14 protein-coding genes are annotated in these 18,457 nt (G+C 62.8%); 6 read left to right on the forward strand and 8 right to left on the reverse strand.

The window, feature by feature from the left end:
* Nucleotides 1-194: 194 nt before the first annotated feature.
* Nucleotides 195-983 carry a helix-turn-helix transcriptional regulator gene (locus tag M3484_RS02455; RefSeq protein ID WP_249495612.1) on the forward strand — a complete coding sequence of 263 codons (789 nt, stop codon included), beginning with the start codon at nucleotides 195-197 and terminating at the stop codon, nucleotides 981-983.
* A 160-nt stretch (nucleotides 984-1,143) separates the two neighbouring features.
* Here M3484_RS02455 and tsf read toward each other — a convergent pair whose 3' ends face one another.
* The 7 genes from tsf to M3484_RS02490 all read right to left on the reverse strand — a co-directional run bounded on the left by tsf (nucleotide 1,144) and on the right by M3484_RS02490 (nucleotide 11,894).
* Nucleotides 1,144-2,055 carry a translation elongation factor Ts gene (gene tsf / locus M3484_RS02460; RefSeq protein ID WP_092897537.1) on the reverse strand — a complete coding sequence of 304 codons (912 nt, stop codon included), beginning with the start codon at nucleotides 2,053-2,055 and terminating at the stop codon, nucleotides 1,144-1,146.
* Between the two features lie 104 nt (nucleotides 2,056-2,159).
* Nucleotides 2,160-2,921, reverse strand: coding sequence for a 30S ribosomal protein S2 (rpsB, locus tag M3484_RS02465; RefSeq protein WP_171909500.1), 762 nt, complete (start codon nucleotides 2,919-2,921; stop codon nucleotides 2,160-2,162).
* 448 nt (nucleotides 2,922-3,369) lie between these two features.
* Nucleotides 3,370-4,767, reverse strand: coding sequence for a dihydrolipoyl dehydrogenase (gene lpdA, locus M3484_RS02470; protein ID WP_092897533.1), 1,398 nt, complete (start codon nucleotides 4,765-4,767; stop codon nucleotides 3,370-3,372).
* Between the two features lie 105 nt (nucleotides 4,768-4,872).
* Nucleotides 4,873-5,460, reverse strand: a complete 588-nt coding sequence (locus M3484_RS02475) for a DUF924 family protein (protein ID WP_249495613.1) — start codon at nucleotides 5,458-5,460, stop codon at nucleotides 4,873-4,875.
* 63 nt (nucleotides 5,461-5,523) lie between these two features.
* Nucleotides 5,524-6,915, reverse strand: coding sequence for an MFS transporter (locus M3484_RS02480; protein WP_249495614.1), 1,392 nt, complete (start codon nucleotides 6,913-6,915; stop codon nucleotides 5,524-5,526).
* A gap of 65 nt (nucleotides 6,916-6,980) precedes the next feature.
* On the reverse strand, nucleotides 6,981-8,018 hold the full coding sequence (queA, locus tag M3484_RS02485) for a tRNA preQ1(34) S-adenosylmethionine ribosyltransferase-isomerase QueA (RefSeq protein WP_249495615.1): 1,038 nt from the start codon (nucleotides 8,016-8,018) through the stop codon (nucleotides 6,981-6,983).
* A 12-nt stretch (nucleotides 8,019-8,030) separates the two neighbouring features.
* A complete protein-coding gene (locus tag M3484_RS02490; protein WP_249495616.1) occupies nucleotides 8,031-11,894 on the reverse strand; it encodes a hypothetical protein in 3,864 nt (1,287 codons plus the stop codon).
* A 231-nt stretch (nucleotides 11,895-12,125) separates the two neighbouring features.
* Here M3484_RS02490 and M3484_RS02495 point away from each other — a divergent pair, with 231 nt between their 5' ends.
* The 5 genes from M3484_RS02495 to M3484_RS02515 all read left to right on the forward strand — a co-directional run bounded on the left by M3484_RS02495 (nucleotide 12,126) and on the right by M3484_RS02515 (nucleotide 16,854).
* The gene (locus M3484_RS02495; protein ID WP_249495617.1) at nucleotides 12,126-12,602 is read left to right on the forward strand and encodes a peroxiredoxin; all 477 of its coding nucleotides are present in this window, start codon (nucleotides 12,126-12,128) and stop codon (nucleotides 12,600-12,602) included.
* 7 nt (nucleotides 12,603-12,609) lie between these two features.
* Entirely contained in the window at nucleotides 12,610-13,449 is an 840-nt protein-coding gene (locus M3484_RS02500; protein ID WP_249495618.1) for a ferritin-like domain-containing protein, read from the forward strand.
* Nucleotides 13,450-13,861: 412 nt separating this feature from the next.
* Nucleotides 13,862-15,202 (forward strand): M23 family metallopeptidase, encoded by a 1,341-nt coding sequence (locus M3484_RS02505; protein WP_092901659.1) that lies wholly within the window; start codon nucleotides 13,862-13,864, stop codon nucleotides 15,200-15,202.
* A gap of 64 nt (nucleotides 15,203-15,266) precedes the next feature.
* Nucleotides 15,267-15,707 (forward strand): bactofilin family protein, encoded by a 441-nt coding sequence (locus M3484_RS02510; RefSeq protein ID WP_249495619.1) that lies wholly within the window; start codon nucleotides 15,267-15,269, stop codon nucleotides 15,705-15,707.
* Nucleotides 15,708-15,891: 184 nt separating this feature from the next.
* Nucleotides 15,892-16,854, forward strand: a complete 963-nt coding sequence (locus tag M3484_RS02515; RefSeq protein WP_249495620.1) for an OmpA family protein — start codon at nucleotides 15,892-15,894, stop codon at nucleotides 16,852-16,854.
* 53 nt (nucleotides 16,855-16,907) lie between these two features.
* Here M3484_RS02515 and M3484_RS02520 read toward each other — a convergent pair whose 3' ends face one another.
* Nucleotides 16,908-18,278 (reverse strand): class II 3-deoxy-7-phosphoheptulonate synthase, encoded by a 1,371-nt coding sequence (locus tag M3484_RS02520; protein ID WP_092901656.1) that lies wholly within the window; start codon nucleotides 18,276-18,278, stop codon nucleotides 16,908-16,910.
* Between the last annotated feature and the right edge of the window lie 179 nt (nucleotides 18,279-18,457).

The raw sequence follows: 18,457 nt of genomic DNA on the forward strand, positions 1-18,457 counted from the left end.
CTATATATCTCATTCATGAGACTGATCACGCCTCGGTAAGCGACAACACAGCGAGAAATATGACATCTTCCGTCACATTTTTCTGCAACGCTCACCAAGGCTCGACAGGTTGCGGGCGTCTGCATAGGTAGAAGAAAGTTACCAGTAGCAACTGGCCTGGCGGCTCATATACCGCTACGCCGAAGGAGGCCCAAATGACCCGCAGTTCAGTCCTCGAGCTTCTTGGCGATATCGCGCAATCGGCGAGCATTGACGAAACTTGGGAGGTCGCGACCCGGCATTTCGCCGCTATGGGCTTTGCCCGGGCGAATTACGGCTTTACCCGCTTTCGTCACCTGAAGACGATCGGCGACCCGGATGATGCGCTGTTTCTCAGCACGATGAACCAGGACTATGCCCGCCGCTACTTTGAAAGCGGTCTTTTCAGTCGCAGCCCCGTTTTCCGCTGGGCCGAGCGAAATTCCGGAATCCGCACCTGGAAATGGGTGCATGACGCCTTTGCCGCCGGCAAACTTACGCCGGAGGAAGCGGAAATTGTACGTCAGAACAACGCCCTCGGCATCAAAGCTGGTATTACGGTCAGCTTCCCGGAAGCGTCGAGCCGTGCCAAAGGGGCGCTTGGGCTGATCGCCGATGCCAATCTCGACCATGTCGATGTCGAGCGCATCTTTACCGATCGTTGCGATGAAATCACCGCCATCGCGCATATGATGCATCTGCGGATCGTCCAACTGCCGCAGCTCTCAAAGGCGCGCACGCTCAGCCCGCGCCAGCGTGAAGCGCTGGAATGGGTGGCAGATGGCAAGACGACCCAGGATGTGGCGCTGCTGATGGGGGTTTCACCGGCGATGGTTGAGAAACACCTGCGCCTCGCGCGTGATGCGCTGGCGGTTGAGACCACGGCTCAGGCGGTTGCGAAAGGCGCGCTCCTGAACATGATCTTCCAGCAGTTCCCCGAGCCACTGGCCCAGGCTGCCGGCTGACCCGCCTGCCCTGTCTGTTTGCCGGATAGTCACCGGATTAATCAGTAAAGGCGAAGAGATGCCAGCCAGCTTGCCAGCATGTCAGAGCCATTGAATGGAAAAGGGCCGCACCTTGCGGTACGGCCCCGGAGCAGATGTATCCCGGAAAGGATCCGGAAGATCAGCTGCCAGCCAGCGTCTTGGCGACTTCTGCGGCGAAATCTTCTTCTTTTTTCTCGATGCCTTCGCCAACCGCCACACGGGCATAGCCGGTGATCTCGACGCCGGCTTCTTTGGCCGCCGCTTCGACGGTCAGGTCGGGATTGATGACGAATGCCTGACCCAGAAGCGTGTTCTCGGCGAGGAATTTCTTCATCCGGCCCGGGATGATGTTGTTATGGATCACCTGCTCGGGCTTCGGCTTGTCCGAGGTCGAGTTCTCTTCCAGCGCCTTGGCGGTCTGCACCTGCAGCTCGCGCTCGACGATGACCGGGTCGAGGGTCGCTTCCGACAGCGAGAGCGGGTTCGTGGCCGCGATATGCATCGCGAACTGCTTGCCGATCTCTTGCGCCTTGGCGGCATCGCCTTTCAGCGCGACGAGAACGCCGATCTTGCCCATGCCGTCAGCCGCCGCATTGTGGACATAGGAAACGACGGTATCGCCTTCCAGCACATGCATCCGGCGCAGCGTCATGTTCTCGCCGATACGGGCGATGGCATCCGTCAGCACTTCCGAGACGGGCTTGCCGTTCAGATGGGTGGCTTTCAGAACTTCGACATCATTCGCAGTGGTCAGCGCAACTTCGGTGATCTCGCGCACGAGCTTCTGGAAGTCAGCGTTTTTCGCCACGAAGTCGGTTTCCGAGTTGATCTCGATGGCGACGCCCTTGCCGGTGGCCACGGTCACGCCGATCAGACCCTCTGCGGCAACGCGGTCAGCCTTCTTGGCCGCTTTCGCAAGGCCTTTGGTGCGCAGCCAGTCAACGGCGGCTTCCATATCGCCATTCACTTCGGTCAGCGCCTTCTTGGCGTCCATCATGCCTGCGCCGGTCGATTCGCGCAGTTCTTTCACCATTGCTGCGGTGATGCTCATAGCTCAGCTCCTTCGGAAAGGTAGAAACGGATCACGGCGGGGCTATCCCCGCCGTGCAACAACCCGGTGACGGTCGGGGGCACATAAAGCGCCCCCACGCCCGATCAGGCCTCTTCGGCGGTGGCTTCTTCTTCCGGCGCCGCTTCCAGCGCGCCGAGGTCAACACCGGCAGCGCCGAGCTGAGCCGACATCCCGTCCAGAGCAGCGCGGGCAATCAGGTCGCAATAGAGCGCAATCGCGCGGGCCGCGTCATCGTTGCCCGGGATCACATAGTTCACGCCTTTGGGCGAGTTATTGGTGTCGACGATGCCGACAACCGGGATGCCCAGTTTCTGTGCTTCGAGGATGGCGAGATCTTCTTTACCAACATCGATGATGAACAGCAGATCCGGCACGCCGCCCATTTCACGGATCCCGCCCAGCGAAGCCTGCAGCTTGGCCTGGTCGCGTTCCATGTTCAGACGCTCTTTCTTGGTCAGGCCTTCTGCGCCTGCCGCAAGGGTCTCGTCGATTTGCTTCAGACGCTGGATCGACTGGGAGATGGTTTTCCAGTTGGTCAGCGTGCCACCGAGCCAGCGGTGGTTCATGTAATACTGAGCGCATTTCTCTGCGGCTTCAGCGATCGGCTTCTGAGCCTGGCGCTTGGTGCCGACGAAGAGGATACGGCCGCCTTTGGCGACGGTATCGCGCACGACTTTCAGAGCCTGGTCCAGCAGCGGGACGGTCTGGGTCAGGTCGACGATATGGATGCCGTTACGGTCGCCATAGATGTACTCAGCCATCCGCGGGTTCCAGCGCTGCGTCTGGTGACCGTAGTGAACGCCAGCTTCCAAGAGCTGACGCATGGAGAAATCGGGGAGCGCCATGTCCAAATACCTTTCCGGTTTGCGCCTGAGCGGAGGATTTCAGAGCATATGCCCCAACCGGTGGACCTGTGCAGGATGTCTCCCCGCATAGGCCCGCCTCCGCCTGTGAAGTGCCGCGCGTATAGCTGCACGTTCAGAAATGCGCAAGAGCTGCCCCCGAGATTTACCGCGGATCGCGCCGCACGGGGTGTTTCAGTCAAGAGGAAGACCGGAATTCGTCCTGATCCGGCTATGCCCGCCAGTGGCGCAGGTCAGGCAGAGGCGTCCCGGCCTGCCGGTCTGCACAGTGCAGTGATAACGGAGTAGTTGCGGAAACCAGGGCGCTCGCCCCGGTTTCCGATTATTTCTGCCGCACCCGGTTTCGCCGGTTCCAGATCTTTCAGCCCTTGCAGGATGCCCCTGCATTGCGATCCGGTTCGGCGAAGCCTTTGCGGCTCCTCAGCAGCGCTCAGAAATGAATGGCGCGCCCATAGGCATCCAGCACCGATTCATGCATCATTTCTGAAAGCGTCGGATGCGGGAAAACCGTTTCCATCAGCTCTGCCTCGGTCGTCTCAAGGGTGCGGCCGATCACATAGCCCTGGATCAGCTCGGTCACCTCGGCGCCGACCATATGCGCGCCCAGCAGCTCACCGGTTTTCGCATCGAACACGGTTTTCACGAAGCCCTCGGGCTCACCCAGAGCAATCGCCTTGCCATTGCCGATAAAGGGGAAGCGACCGACGCGGATCTCATAGCCCTGCTCTTTCGCACGCGCCTCGGTCAGGCCGACAGAAGCCACCTGCGGATGGCAATAGGTGCAGCCGGCAATTGAACCCGGTTTGATCGGATGCGGATGCTGACCCGCGATCAGTTCCGCGACCATGACGCCTTCATGGCTCGCCTTATGTGCAAGCCAGGGCGCGCCGGCGATATCGCCGATGGCATAGAGGCCCGGCACCCCGGTGCGGCAATATTCATCGGTCACGACATGGGTGCGGTCGATCTTCACGCCCAGTTCTTCCAGGCCAAGATTTTCAACATTGCCGACGATCCCCACGGCCGAGATCACCGTATCGAAGTCCTGGGTTTCCACTTTGCCGGCGATTTCGATATGGGCGGTGACGCCCTTGCCCGGATGGCGGTCGAGCTTTTTCACTGCCGCTTTTTCCAGGATCTTCATGCCTTGTTTGACGAATTGCTTTTTCGCGAAGGCGGCAATTTCGGCGTCTTCGACCGGCAGAATGCGATCCATCACCTCGACCACGGTGGTCTCGGCGCCGAGCGTGTTGAAGAAACTCGCGAATTCGATGCCGATGGCGCCGGAGCCGATGACGAGCAGCTTCTTCGGCATCCGTTTGGCGACCAGCGCGTGGCGGTAGGACCAGACCAGATCTCCGTCGGCCTCAAGCCCCGGCAGCTCTCTTGCGCGTGCGCCGGTGGCCAGGATGATGTTTTTCGCGACCAGCGTCTCGGCGCCCTTATCGGTGGTGACCGCCACCTTGCCGCCGCCGGCAAGTTTCGCGGTGCCCATGATGACGGTGACCTTGTTCTTTTTCAAAAGGTGCCCGACGCCGCTGGCAAGCTGTTTCGCCACCCCGCGCGAGCGGGCGACCACGGCTGGCAGATCATAGGAAATCCCCTCGGCCTTCAGCCCGAATTCCTTCGCGCGGTGCATCAGATGGAAGACCTCGGACGACCGCAGCAGCGCTTTTGTCGGGATACAGCCCCAGTTCAGGCAGATGCCACCTAGGTTCTCGCGTTCCACCACCGCAACTTTCTGGCCCAGCTGCGCCGCCCTTATCGCCGCCACATAGCCGCCGGGGCCGGAGCCGATCACCACCACGTCGAAATTCGAGTCTGCCATTTCCGCCTCCCTCAGAAGAACTGGCCCTGGGAAAACGCCCCCGGGAAAACTGATTTACCCTTAAACAATCTCGTTTAACGGAGCAACAAAGCTGGCGCCGCAGCCCTATGCGTCTGATGCATGGCTGCCACGGATCTCTGCCACCAGCGCGGGATAGGCCCCTGCTGCGAGGAATTCGGCCTCTGCTGCCGTCGTCTCGCGCCCGAGGGCCGCATTGCGGAAGGGAAAACGGCCAAAACGGCGGATAATTTCCTGATGCGCGCGGGCATGGAGGAGGCTTTCGGGGTTTTCCGGCATACGCTCTGTAAACAGCTGCACCGCCAGCGCCTGGTCATCCGGATCCTCGGAATGCTCAAAAGGCATATAGAAGAACTGGCGCTCGGGTTCGGGTGCGTCGAGATCCCAGCCCTCATCCAGCGCACGGCGCGCAGCCGCCCGCGCCTGCGGGTCGGTCGCGAAAGCCTCTGCCCGGCCCCGGTTGATGTTGCGGGCAAACTGATCGGCGATCACCAGATAGGCCAGGGTTCCGGCCGCGCCATCGACCCAATGTTCCAGCCCGCCATCCTGCAGTGCCTGCCACAGCTCGCCGAACCGGCTGGCGCAGGCATCGTCAATCTCTTCGCCACCGGCATACCAGCCCTGCGGGCCGATCTCTTCGATCCAGAATTGCAGCACTTCGATCGGGTCGGACATCTTCACCTCCGCTGACGGCCAGTCTTGCGGCCAGAGTGTCAGCGGGGGCGTCGGGGCGCAACCTCAGGCATCGCGCTGACCGGGATTTTCCCGATCTTCTGCCACCTGGTCGCCCTGCTGCTGCGGCGCGCTCTCCTCCGATGCCGGCGGAACAGGCTGATCGCGCTGGATGACCAGCGCCTGCGCGGCTTCGGCGGCGGCTTCGGGGTTTTCGGGCGAGGGATTGATTTCGATTGCATTCTCAACCGCCGCGACCGAGGCGACCGCAGAGGCCATAGGCGCGATATTGGCATAGGCGCCGGTCATCACCGGGGTTGCGCGCTTGGTCATCCGCCAGGCGGCATAGCCCGCCAGCGCGGCATAAAGCAGGCCGACGAAGAAGAAGAAGCCGCGCGGCCCCATCACATCGCGCCCCATCAGCCAGCCTACGATCAGCGGGCCAAAGATCGAGCCAACGCCATTGATGAACAAAAGCCCTGCCGAGGCAGCTGCCATCTGCTCTTTCGACAGATAGTCATTGGTATAGGCGATGATCAGCCCGTAGATCGGATAGGTGATGCCGCCCAAAAGCGCCGCCACCACCAGATAGACCGGGAAGGGCAGCGGGAACACTGTCGCCACTGCCATGATCACCGTTGCCACGACCGAGAGCCACACGATGATCTTGCGGCGGTCAATCCGGTCTGAAAGCCGACCGATCGGATATTGCAGGATCAGCCCGCCGATATAGAGCGCCGAGGTGAAAAGGGCGATCTGCCCCACCGACAACAGGCTCACCGAGCCCCAGACCGCCGCCATCCCGAACATCGCCGAGAACACGCCGCCGATCAGGAAAATGCCGACGCAGCCGAGGGGCGAGATCCGGTAAAGTTCACGAAAGCCAAGCCTTTGGCCGGTCTCGAATTTCGGGCTGGGATAGGTGGCCAGCAACAAGGGCAGGAAGGCCAGCGAGACCAGCACCGAGGGGATCAGGAAGAGATCATAGCCAAAGGGGTCGCCAATGGCCAAAAGCCCCTGGGCCGAGATGATGCCGATCATTTGCACGATCATATAGGCCGACAGCGCCTGGCCGCGCGTCTCATTGGTTGCCGTATCGTTCAGCCAGCTTTCCGCCGTGATATAGACGCCGGCAAAGCCAAAGCCGATGATCACCCGCATCAGCGCCCAGGCCTGCCAGTGGATCACCATCGGATAGACCACCAGCACCGCCGAGATCAGCGAGCCAAGCGCCGCAAACACCCGGATATGGCCGACATGCTGCAACATCGCGGGCACATAGCGCGAGCCCAGCAGGAATCCGAGGAAATAAGCCGACATCACGAAGGACAGCTGGAAGGTCGTAAAGGCCTCCATCGTGCCCCGGATGCCCAGAAGCGAGCCCTGAACACCATTCCCCACCATCAGCAGCAGCACCCCCAGAAGCAAAGGCCAGGTGGTGTAAAGGACTCTCAGCATCACATGCTCCGGTCAGGCATTGGCTTGTGCTCCACCGGTCGGGCCGGAGGGGCTGGCGGGCGGTGTTAAGGAACCAGCAGCGACGAGTCGCCGTAAGAGAAAAAGCGATATTGGTTCACGATGGCATGATCATAGATTTCGCGCATCCTGTCCTGTCCCATAAGCGCCGAAACAAGCATCAGAAGCGTCGATTTCGGCAAATGGAAATTGGTCATCAGCGCATCCGACACGCGGAAGGTAAAACCCGGGTAAATGAAGATATCCGTCCAGCCCGACCAGGGCGCGATTTCGCCACACTCTCGCGCGGCGCTTTCGATCAGCCTGAGCGCCGTGGTTCCGACCGGAATCACCCGCCCGCTTGCGGCTTTTGTGGCGGCGATCTCGGCCGCGGCCCGAGCCGATACCTCGCCCCATTCGGAATGCATCTTATGGGTTCTGACGTCTTCGACCTTGACCGGCAGGAAGGTGCCCGCGCCGACATGCAGCGTTACTTCGGTGAAAGTCACACCTTTGTCGCGCAGCGCCGCCAGCAACGGTTCGTCGAAATGCAGGCTCGCGGTCGGGGCCGCCACCGCGCCGGAATGGCGGGCAAAGACGGTCTGGTAATCATCATTATCGGCGGCATCGGGCGCGCGTTTTGCGGCAATATAGGGGGGCAGCGGCATGGTGCCGGCCGCAAGCAGCGCCGCATCGAAATCGGCGCCGGTCAGGGAAAACTCCAGCCGCAGATCCGTCTCGCCCTTTTCCGCCACCACAGCTGAAAGCTGGTCGGAAAAGCGGATCACCTCGCCCGGGTTCACCTTGCGCAAAGGTTTCGCAAGCGCCCGCCAGCCACCGACAGCCGAAGGCTCCATCAGCGTGATCTCGATCTTCGCCACCGCATCACCACGCGCGCGGCTGCCGGTCAGCCGCGCCGGGATGACTTTGGTATTGTTCAGAACCAGCCGGTCGCCGGGGCGGAAAATATCGACCAGGTCGCGCACATGCAGATCGCGGATCCCGCCGCCCTCGGCCAGCAAAAGCCGTGCTGAAGACCGCGGCCGCGCGGGCCGGGTCGCAATCAGCTCTTCTGGCAGGTGAAAATCGAAATCGGACAGCTGCATCTGCCTCGCCCCTCAGCCGGCGCCCTTCAGCACCGGCGCGGGCCGGCGGAAGATGTCGCGAAACATTCCCGGCGTCAGAATCGACAGCGGATTGACGCTGATCTGCGGATTTTTCGCGGCGCCCGCAAGCCGGTAGTTGAAGCCGAACAGACCCTCACCCTTACGGCTGAAGATCTGGCCGATGCCATTGAGCAGATAGATCGGCGAGATGGTGCCCTGGATGTCGATCGAATTGCTGGCGGAATGATAAAAGCCTGCGAAGGAAATCCCCATCGAGGCGCCGACTGCCGCGCCCTGGGCGATCTGAACGCCTTCAGGCAGGATGATAAACGACACATCGCCTTCGGAAAACTGGATGCCGCCGCCCTGAAGCTGCTCGAGCAGGCCCACGACCGAGGCCGCCGAAAGCAGTTCGGCCAGGACCGGGGCATTCTGGATCGAAAAGCTGCTGACACTTGCCACGCCGCTATACTGGCCCGGTATATCCCTTGGCTGGATGGTCATATCGAGCGAGCCACCACGCCCCATGTCGAACAACCCGGCCGCCGCCATCACCCGGCCCGCGTCATCCGAGGTGATCCGCACCGCCGTGCCGCCCTTATAGGGCATGGTCGCACCGGAAATCCGGCTTTTGCCGTTGACCGAAGCCACGAACCCGCCATCCAGCCCGCCCTGGCGCATGGTGAACCTGCCCGAGAGCCCGGTCAGGGATATTCCGCCCGTGACCACAAGCCTGTCGAGATTGACCTCTATCGCACCAGACCCGGCATCCGCGCCGCCCACACCCGATCCCGGCTTGCTTTTGGGCAATTCGCGCAGATCCAGGGTGCCGCCTGTCAGTTTGACCGCCACATCAGCGCCCTTGCCGCGCCCGGTAAGTTCGACCGCCGCATCCAGCCAGCCGCCCACTTTCAGCTCCTGGAAACTGGCGCGGTCCAGCCCGGCATTCACCTTTGTCGTCAGCCGCCCCTTTGCGCTGAGGCCCGGCCCGTTCAGTTCCAGCCTGGTGACTTCCGGGGCCTGGCCCAGCACCGCCTCGACCAGCAGCCGCCCGGTGCTGTCGCGCGCTTTGCTCCAGCCGACCGGCGGCAGCGAAAGGCCGAGCCCCTTGAGATCGCTTTTCAGGACCAGCCTTGCGGGCTCCCCCTTTGGCAGCGCGAGTTCAATCGCGGCCCGCGTCTCGCCCGAAATCCATCCCATTGGAAGCTGCACCCCCAGCCGCCGCAGACCTTCGTCGCTGAGCCGCGCCGTGCCGGATACACTCGCCTTGCCCGCCGCATCCTTGCCAAACGGCTGCGTATAGCGCGCAACGACCGGGACGCCGGCAATAGTACCCTCACCCGAAACCGCCATCCCCGCCGCAGTGACCTTTACCGCCAGATCGGGGCTGCGGATCTCTTTGCCCGCGACCAGCCGGTCGGAACGGAAATCGAGAATGCGGCCGGTGACGTCATAGGCAATGTCCTCGGTCAAAAGCTTTGGCTTCAGCGGAAAGCGCAGCTCGGCCACCAGAAGCGCCCGGCCCTCGCCCAGATCGACCTGACGCCCGGCTTTTGAAATAAAGCGGAACGGCTCCTGATCCAGAAGCGAGAGCGTCGCGGTCAGCCCGGCATCGACAATCAGCCGCACCTCGGCATCGGCGGGTTTCTTGCGGATATCAGGCACCCGGAACATCGAGCCATCGACATGCATCCGTGCGCCATCGGCGCCGGCCTCGGGCGCGGTGATCTCGCCCTCTTCGATCACCAGGGTATAGCTGTTGTCCTGGATCGCCGCGCGGCCACTGCCATTGCGGATCGGCGGCAGCGATTTCACCACCCGCACTTCGGCGCCGGAAAATTCGTAATCCAGCGCGAAACGCGGCTCCTCGCCGCTGCGAAACCGCAAGGCGGCAGCCACATCGGTCAATTCGCCCTGGCCAACATTCTCGGAAAGCCAGGATCGCGTGCGCGGCACCGCCATCAGCGGCCAGAGCCGGATCAGCCGCTCGGTCGAGATCCGGTTCAGCGCCACATCGACCGCCCCTGCCCAGGTGCCATCCGTATTGGCCCGTGCATGGCCCGAGAGAACCAGCCGGTCCTCTCCTTCGCTTAAAACCACCTCGCCGATCTCGACCGCAAAGGGATCAAGCCGCAGCCGCCAGACCGCCGAGCCCGAGGAAAACCGCGCCGGTGCCTCGAACAGCCCGTCGGGATCGACCTTCATCTCGCCAATGCGCAGCTGCGTCACCACCGCTTTCGGCAAGGCCCCCGCCGCGACGGGCTGGCCCTGATCATCCATCAGATCCGACGTTCCGCTGGCCGTGACCCGCAGCGAGGGGCTCTGGACATTGACCTCATCCAGAAACACCCGCTGCAATCCGGCATCATAGCGCAGTTCGACCACGGCGCTTTCAAATTCAAACGGGCGCGGCGGCGCCGGTGGGGCATTGCCTTCTGTGCCATCAGCCTGTGCCGGTTGATCGCGGTCTTCACCCGCCGCCTGCGCAGGCCGGGCACCCTCTGCGCCAGCCGGGCGCAGGACGCCCGGATCCAGCGCCCCGGGCCCGAGCGCAAGCCGCCCCTCCAGCAATCCGGGCTTGCCTTCGGCATCCAGCGTGCCACTCAGCCGCCCGGAAATCGGCGCATCCAGCACCGCAAAAGCCGCGAGCGGTGCCGCCTGAACCGCAAGATCGCGCGCGGCCACATGGTCCACCGTCGCGGAAAACCGCGCCGAGCTGTCAGCTTTCGAGGTTTCGACCGTCAGCATCGCCCGTGCGGGATCCGCGCCGGTCAAAAGCGTCAGGGACAATTCCCCCGAAAGGCTTTCCGCCTTATTGGCAATCACCAGCCTGCCGTCACCCAGCTCCCATTTCCGCCGCGCCCGCGCATCATCCATCGTGAGCGCCAGCCCGTCGATCTCGACCAGCGCCAGATCGCTCAGCGTGCCGGTCGAGAACATGCGGTCCAGGGCATCCAGCACCTCGGCGGGCGTTCCCATTTCAGGGCTGCCCGAAAGCCCGGCGAAGCTGAGCGCGATCCGGCCATCGGCATCGCGGGCTACGGCAATCTGTGCCCCCGTCATCCGCACAAGGCGGGGCCGGATCTGGCCGGTCAGCAGCGGCGCGGGTGCCAGTTCGATCCTGAGTTCCGGCAGCGTCAGCACGGATGCGCCCTTGCTGTCGATCAGCCGCAGATCGTGCAGGAAAAAGCTTGGCGACAGGTCGCGGGCGACCATTACCGTAACTTCTCCTAGCGAGATCGCGCTGCCTTCTGGCAAATGGCTCTGGCCCAGATGATCGTTCAGCCGCTGTTCGATCGAGGCCACCGCCCAGACCGGCAGCGCCAGGCTGCGCCCGAGCAGAACAAATCCCGCAAGCCCGACAAAGGCGACAAGCCCGAGAAGGACGATGGCAAGGCGCAATCCGATCCTGGCGCGGGGTTTCCTGTAGCCTGCCCTCCTTGCCTCGGCCCTGCGGGCCAGAAAGCCCTTTCGGCCAGGGGTTTCAGGCGCAGGCCCGGCCTCGGGTTCCGGCTGCAAAAGATGTTCTGGCCGCCCGCCATTCATGGCTGTGGCAAGCCGCCCCGCAACCAGCGGCTGCGCCGGCGGCACCGCTGTCTGGCCGTCTTCCGCCCACAGTGTCGGATCGGGGGGCCAGGCGCCGGGATCAGCCATATGGGGCGACGTATCGCCCGGGCGCTCGCTGCCCTCAGATGCTTCAGACGTGTGAGAAACCGCCGAAAGGGCGCCAGCCCCAGCCTCATCCCCGGTCTCATCGGGAGCGACAGGTACAACAGTCTCAGAGACCTGGTCCGGGGATGCCCGGTTCGCAGCACTTTCTCCGGTGCTGTCCCGCTCCGTCCTGCTTTCCACGGTCACCGACTCTTCGCCCTTCATTCCTGCGGCTTCTTCCAGAGGTCCGGGTCTTCCCCGGCACCTCACCGCCTGCAACCTGGTTACCCCTCTGGAACCGGCAGCCGCTTAGCCCTATCCTGGCGCGAAGCCCGGGGAAACACAAAGCCTTGTGAGTCCACGGGCCTCCGCCCGCGCGGGGAGTTGCCTGGTCATAATGGCTGGTCGCGCGCCGGGCCTGACCTCAGAGCCGGGCAGATGCCGGAAAGGACCGAAATGACCACGACCCTGACTGAAGGCGACAAGGCCCCGGATTTCACCCTGCCCCGCGATGGCGGCGCCACGGTTACGCTGTCGCAATTCGCACCGGGCAAAGTGGTGCTATATTTCTACCCGAAGGATGACACGCCCGGCTGCACGCTTGAAGCGCAGGATTTCACCCGCCTTGCCGGCGATTTCGCAGCCGCTGGCACTACGGTGATCGGGATCTCGAAAGACAGCGTCGCCGCGCATGACAAATTCTGCCGCAAACACGGGCTGGGGATCATCCTGGCCTCGGATGCAGAGGGTCAGACCTGCGAAGATTATGGCACCTGGGGAGAGAAGAAGAATTACGGCAAGACCTACATGGGCATCACGCGCACGACCTTTCTGATCGGCGCCGATGGCCGGATCGCCAGGGTCTGGCCGAAAGTCTCGGTCAAGGGCCATGCCGAAGAGGTGCTGGCCGCCGCCCGCGCCCTGCAGGGCTGAGCCCGCGATGGCGCTGACGCTGTCAGAGATGGCGGTCGAGGTTCTGACCACGGCAGAGGGGCGTGCGAAAGCGGCGATCAGCCGTCGCCATGCCGCGACCTGGTTCGCCGCGCGCGCGGCGGGCCAGGCGCCGGATATTGGCCGGGCCGAGCCGCCTTTGCGACCGGTCCGGCCGGAAAAGCCCGATCTGCTGGCCCCGCGCGATGTGCCGCGCCGCCGCACGGGCAGCCCCGAAGGCCGTGCCGCGCTGCTTCATGCGCTGGCCCATATCGAGCTGAATGCGGTCGATCTGCACTGGGATATCATCGCCCGCTTTGCTGCCCATCCGATGCCGCCCGGCTTCTATGATGACTGGGTGAAGGCCGCAGATGAGGAAGCGAAACATTTCACGCTTTTGTCGGATGTGCTTGAGGAAATGGGCAGCTTTTACGGCGCTATGGCCGCACATGCCGGCATGTGGCGTGCCGCCGAAGACACCGCCGATGATTTCCTCGGGCGTCTTGCCGTGGTGCCGATGGTGCTGGAGGCGCGGGGTCTGGATGTGACGCCCGGCATGATCGCGGTGTTTCAGCGCGCCCGGGATCAGGGCGAGAAAACCGGCGCGCTGGAAGCGCTTGAGGTGATCTATGCCGAAGAGGTCGGCCATGTTGCCTATGGCTCGAAATGGTTCAACTGGCTCTGCGGTCGCGACGGGGCCGATCCGAAAGACGTGTTCCATGCCCTGGTCCGGCGCTATTTCCACGGCCAGCTGAAGCCTCCCTTCAACGAGGAAAAACGCGCCGAAGCCGGGCTGCCGCCGGATTTCTACTGGCCGCTGACCGAGGATGATGCGGCAGACAGGGACTGAGGCAGCGGGCACCGCCCTGAAACAGCCCCTGCACAGCCCTGACGCCGGTGTCTGTCCGGCTCAGATCGGCAAGTTTCCGCCGGGATCAGGCAAGGCTCAGCCGCTGCGGCGCGGACACATTGCGGAAATATTGCGAGCCGGGCCTTGCGCCGCTAATCACGTCTGACCCAGGGGCGCGGGTGCGACTCACACTCAGGCGTGCCCGGATGTTCTTTTTCGGATGGTGTTGTTTTCTCCGGACCCTCCGGCCCTGTTCCAGGGTGGAGCCAGGCTTCCGGCCCGCATGACCACACCTCGCCCGTCTTTCGCGCCAGCAATGCGGAAATCGGGGCAGACTGACACCAGCCCCTCCGGGCCCCGCCTTGTGCCGGGGCAAAAGGCGGAACGGGCGCTCTTAAAGATGGAATGCCGCGTGCTCGCAAGACTGGCCATCCGGATCAATACGGCGCTTGAATCGGTGTTTCCCGAGCAGCGGCTCTATCTGAAATCTGATCACGGCACCCATTACCTGCGGCTCAGACCCGCCACCCAGGCCTTTGTGGTGGTCTTCGGCGCCCTCGCCATTGCCTGGACCATCGTCGCGACCTCGATTTTCATGATGCAATCGATCGGTGCCGGTTCCTCACGCGAACAGAGCCAGCGCCAGGGGATGATCTTCGAAGAACGGCTTGCCATCCTCTCGGCAGACCGCGATCTGCGGGTGACCGATGCCGCCCAGGCGCAGGAGCGGTTCAATTCGGCCCTGGAGCAGGTTTCCAGGATGCAGGAAATGCTCCTCGCCTCTGAAGACCGCCGCCGCGAGCTCGAGACCGGCATTGATGTCGTGCAGAACAGCCTGCGCGGCGTGATCCGCGAACGTGACGAGGCGCGGGCCGAGGTTTTGAAACTGACCGGGATGCTTGGCGAACAGAGCGGCGCCACCACCGAAATCGGCCGCATCCGCGATACCGGCGAGACGCTTGATTTCCTGACCACCAAGCTGGAGGCCACCGCCCGCGAACGCGATACCCGCCTGGCCGAGGCAGAGACAGCGCGCGAAGACCTGGCGCTGGCCCTGGAAGACCGCCGTGCGCTTGAGCTGCGCCATGACGCGATCTTTACCAAGCTGGAAGACGCGGTGACGGTCTCGGTCGAGCCGCTGGAAAAGATGTTCCGCGCCGCCGGCATGAACCCCGCTGACATGATCGCCACGGTCAGAAAGGGCTATTCCGGCCAGGGCGGGCCGCTCTCACCGATCAGCGCCTCAACCATGGGCGGACCGCTGAGCGATGGCGAGAAACGCGCAAATGCGATCCTGAAAGATATGGAAGAGATGGATCTCTACCGTCTTGCAGCCTGGAAAGCCCCCTTTGCCACCCCGATCACCGCAGGAAATGTGCGCTGGACCTCAAGCTTTGGTCGGCGCGAAGATCCGTTCGGGCGCGGCGGGCGGATGCATGAAGGCACCGATATCGCCGGCCCCTATGGCACGCCGATCTTTGCCACCGCCGAAGGCACCGTCATCCATGCCGGCTGGCAGAACGGTTATGGCCGTCTGATCAAGATCCGACATGCCTTTGGCATCGAAACCCGCTACGCCCATTTGTCACAGATCCGTGTGCAGGTCGGACAAAAGGTGTCGCGCGGCGACCGGATCGGTGATATGGGCAATTCAGGCCGGTCGACCGGCACTCATCTTCACTACGAAGTTCGCATTGGGGGCACAGCCGTGAACCCGATGACCTTCATAAGGGCAGCGAGAAATGTTTTCTAAGAGCCGCATCAACGAGACGGGCGCGAAGCCCGAAGCAGATAAACCCAAGGCGCCGGAGGCCCCCGTGTCGAAACCTTCCATGGATTTCACCCCTTCCGCCCCCAAGGGCAAGGCTGTGGCCTCGGTCCTTTCCTCCGACCTTACCGTTGTGGGCAATCTGCGCACTTCGGGCGACATTCAGGTCGAAGGTACCGTTGAAGGCGATATCCGCGCCCATCTGCTGACGGTCGGCGAAAGCGCCACCATCCGCGGCGAAATCGTGGCTGATGATATCGTCGTCAATGGCCGTGTGATCGGTCGTGTGCGCGGCCTCAAGGTCCGCCTGACCTCGACCGCGCGGGTCGAAGGCGACATCATCCATAAGACCATCGCCATCGAATCGGGCGCCCATTTCGAGGGCTCGGTTCAGCGTCAGGAAGACCCGCTGGCAACCGGCCGCGCCGCTGCGGCCGCTGCGCCTGCGGCCCCGGTCACCGCGCCGGCTGCCGCTGTCGAAGCGCCCTGAGACTCGCCCGGTCTCGATCACCGCGCTGAACGAATCGCAACGGCCACCCGCAATTGGGTGGCCGTTTTGCTTTGCCCGTCCCTCAGCCACATCTTGACGGCTGTCTCACCCCGGTTTTAGCCTGAAAACCGCATTCATTGCCGTTTCACGCCGATTTGGTATGCCACAGCCGGGAGTAACTGCTTTGTATTCTCTCCGATCCCTCATTGCCGGGCTGATCCTCGCGCCCCTCTTTGCCCTCTCTGCCCAGGCGCAGGACACAGATGCGCCCGGATCCTCTGATTTCCCGCTGATCCCGCGCTATGAGGGGGCGGTGATCAAATTCTGGGAAACCAGAGCCTATGACGCCTATACCTTGCCGCTGGGCCCGGTTGGTCTTGCCGCGGATGGCGAACCAGCACCGGAAAAGACCCAGGACCTGGAAGGGAAATTCACCGAGATCCTTTATCGTGGCCCCGAACAACGCTCTGCGCTTGAGGTGTTTCGCAACTATGAGGCCGCGCTTGCCAAAGCCGGGTTCGAAACCCTTTACACCTGCAGCAAGAAAGACTGTGGCCCGCGGCTCCGGCAGCTGATCAATCCCGGTGCGCGGTTCAACGGGCTGATCTACGATGACGAGCGCCGCTATATCGCCGCCAAAATCAGCCGTCCTGAAGGCGACGCCTATCTCGCGCTCTATATCACCAGCTTCGAGCCTGAGAACCGCCCCTATATCTACCTCGCCATCACCGAAATCGCCCCGATGGATGAGAAGATGGTGGTGGTAGAGGCCTCTGAAATCCAGGAAACCATGGCGCGGGATGGCAGGATCGCGATCTATGGCATTCTGTTCGACTTTGATCAGGCCAGTATCCTGCCGGAATCGAAAGATCAGATCGACCAGCTTGCGGCAATGCTTGCGGCGGAACCTGCGCTCTCGGTGCTGATTGTCGGCCATACCGATGGCCAGGGGGCGTTTGACTATAACCTCTCACTGTCGCAACGCCGGGCGCAGTCTGTGGTTGATGCGCTGGTTGCGCTAGGCATTGCGAAGGACCGGCTCACCCCGGCAGGCGCCGGAATGGTCGCCCCTGTCGCCACCAATCGCAGCGATGAGGGGCGCGCGAAAAACCGCCGGGTTGAGATCGTCGAACTGGTCCGGAACTGATCCCAGACAAAGTAAAAGGCCCGCTAAGTGAGCGGGCCTTTTCATGTCAGATGTCAGAGCGCGATACGCCGGGTTTCTTCGCGCTGACGCGTCAGCTCTTCAGCGACAAGGAAGGCCAGCTCCAGCGATTGCGAGGCATTGAGGCGAGGATCACAGGCGGTGTGGTAGCGATCCGCCAGGTTCTCATCCGAGACTGCGCGCAGACCGCCGGTGCATTCCGTGACATCCTGACCGGTCATCTCGAAATGGACGCCCGCCGGCACCGTGCCCTCGGCCTTATGGATCGAGAAGAACTCCCGTACCTCGCGCAGGACCGAGTCAAAGGGCCGCGTTTTATAGCCCGAGGCCGCCTTGATCGTATTGCCGTGCATCGGGTCGCAAGACCAGACGACATTGGCACCTTCCTCCTGCACGGCTTTGATCAGACGCGGCAGATGGTCGCCCACTTTGCCCGCCCCGAAGCGCGCGATCAAAGTCAGGCGGCCCGGCTCATTCTCCGGGTTCAGCTTCGCCATCAGAACCCTGAGGTCTTCGGCGGTGGTCGAGGGCCCGCATTTCAGCCCGATCGGGTTCAGCACGCCACGGCAGAATTCGACATGCGCGCCATCGGGCTGCCGGGTGCGATCGCCGATCCAGATCATATGGCCCGACCCCGCCACAGGCTGGCCCGAGATGGAATCGATGCGGCAAAGCGCCTCTTCATATTCCAGCAGCAGCGCCTCGTGGCTGGTGTAGAAATCCACCGCCGACAGCTGATGTGCGGTTTCCGAATTGACCCCGGCGGCGTTCATGAAATCAAGCGCGTCGGAAATGCGCGCGGCCATGGCGCGATATTGCTCGGCCTTGTCATGTTCGGCGAAACCCAACGTCCAGGAATGCACGCGGTGGATATCGGCAAAACCGCCGGTCGAAAACGCCCGAAGCAGGTTCAAAGACGCCGCCGCCTGAGTATAAGCCTGCAGCATCCGGTTCGGATCGGGCGTCCTGGCGTCAACGGTCGCGTCAAAGCCGTTGATAATGTCACCCTTATAAGATGGCAGCTCGACCCCGTTGATCACCTCAGTCGGAGCCGAACGCGGCTTGGCAAATTGCCCGGCCATCCGGCCCACCTTGATCACCGGCACTTTCGCGCCCCAGGTCAGCACAACCGCCATTTGCAGCATGACGCGGAAAGTGTCGCGGATGTTATCGGCGCTGAATTCTGCAAAGCTTTCGGCGCAGTCGCCGCCTTGCAGGAGGAACGCCTTGCCCTCTGCCGCCAGCGCCAGTTGCTTTTTCAGGCGCCGCGCCTCGCCCGCGAAAACCAGCGGCGGGTATTTCGACAGCTGCGCCTCGGCGGCATTCAGCGCGGTCTGATCCGGATAATCGGGCATCTGGATCCTGGGCAAAGCGCGCCAGTCGGTTTTCGTCCAGCTTCCCTGCATCTTCCTCGCTTCGCCCATAACATTCCTCCGAACGGCTCAACCCGTGCTGACAGCGGTAACAAGGACCGCATATAGGCCCTCCGGGCGCCGGATGCAAAGCCCGCGCCACAGGCCAGGATTCGGGCCGTCTTCTTAAACACCATCCGGCAACAAAGGCCCGCCCGGGCAGAAATGCCGGG

The sequence above is a fragment of the Pseudomonas sp. GX19020 genome (genome assembly GCF_023371075.1).
In the GTDB taxonomy this organism is placed as follows: Bacteria; Pseudomonadota; Alphaproteobacteria; order Rhodobacterales; family Rhodobacteraceae; genus Pseudogemmobacter.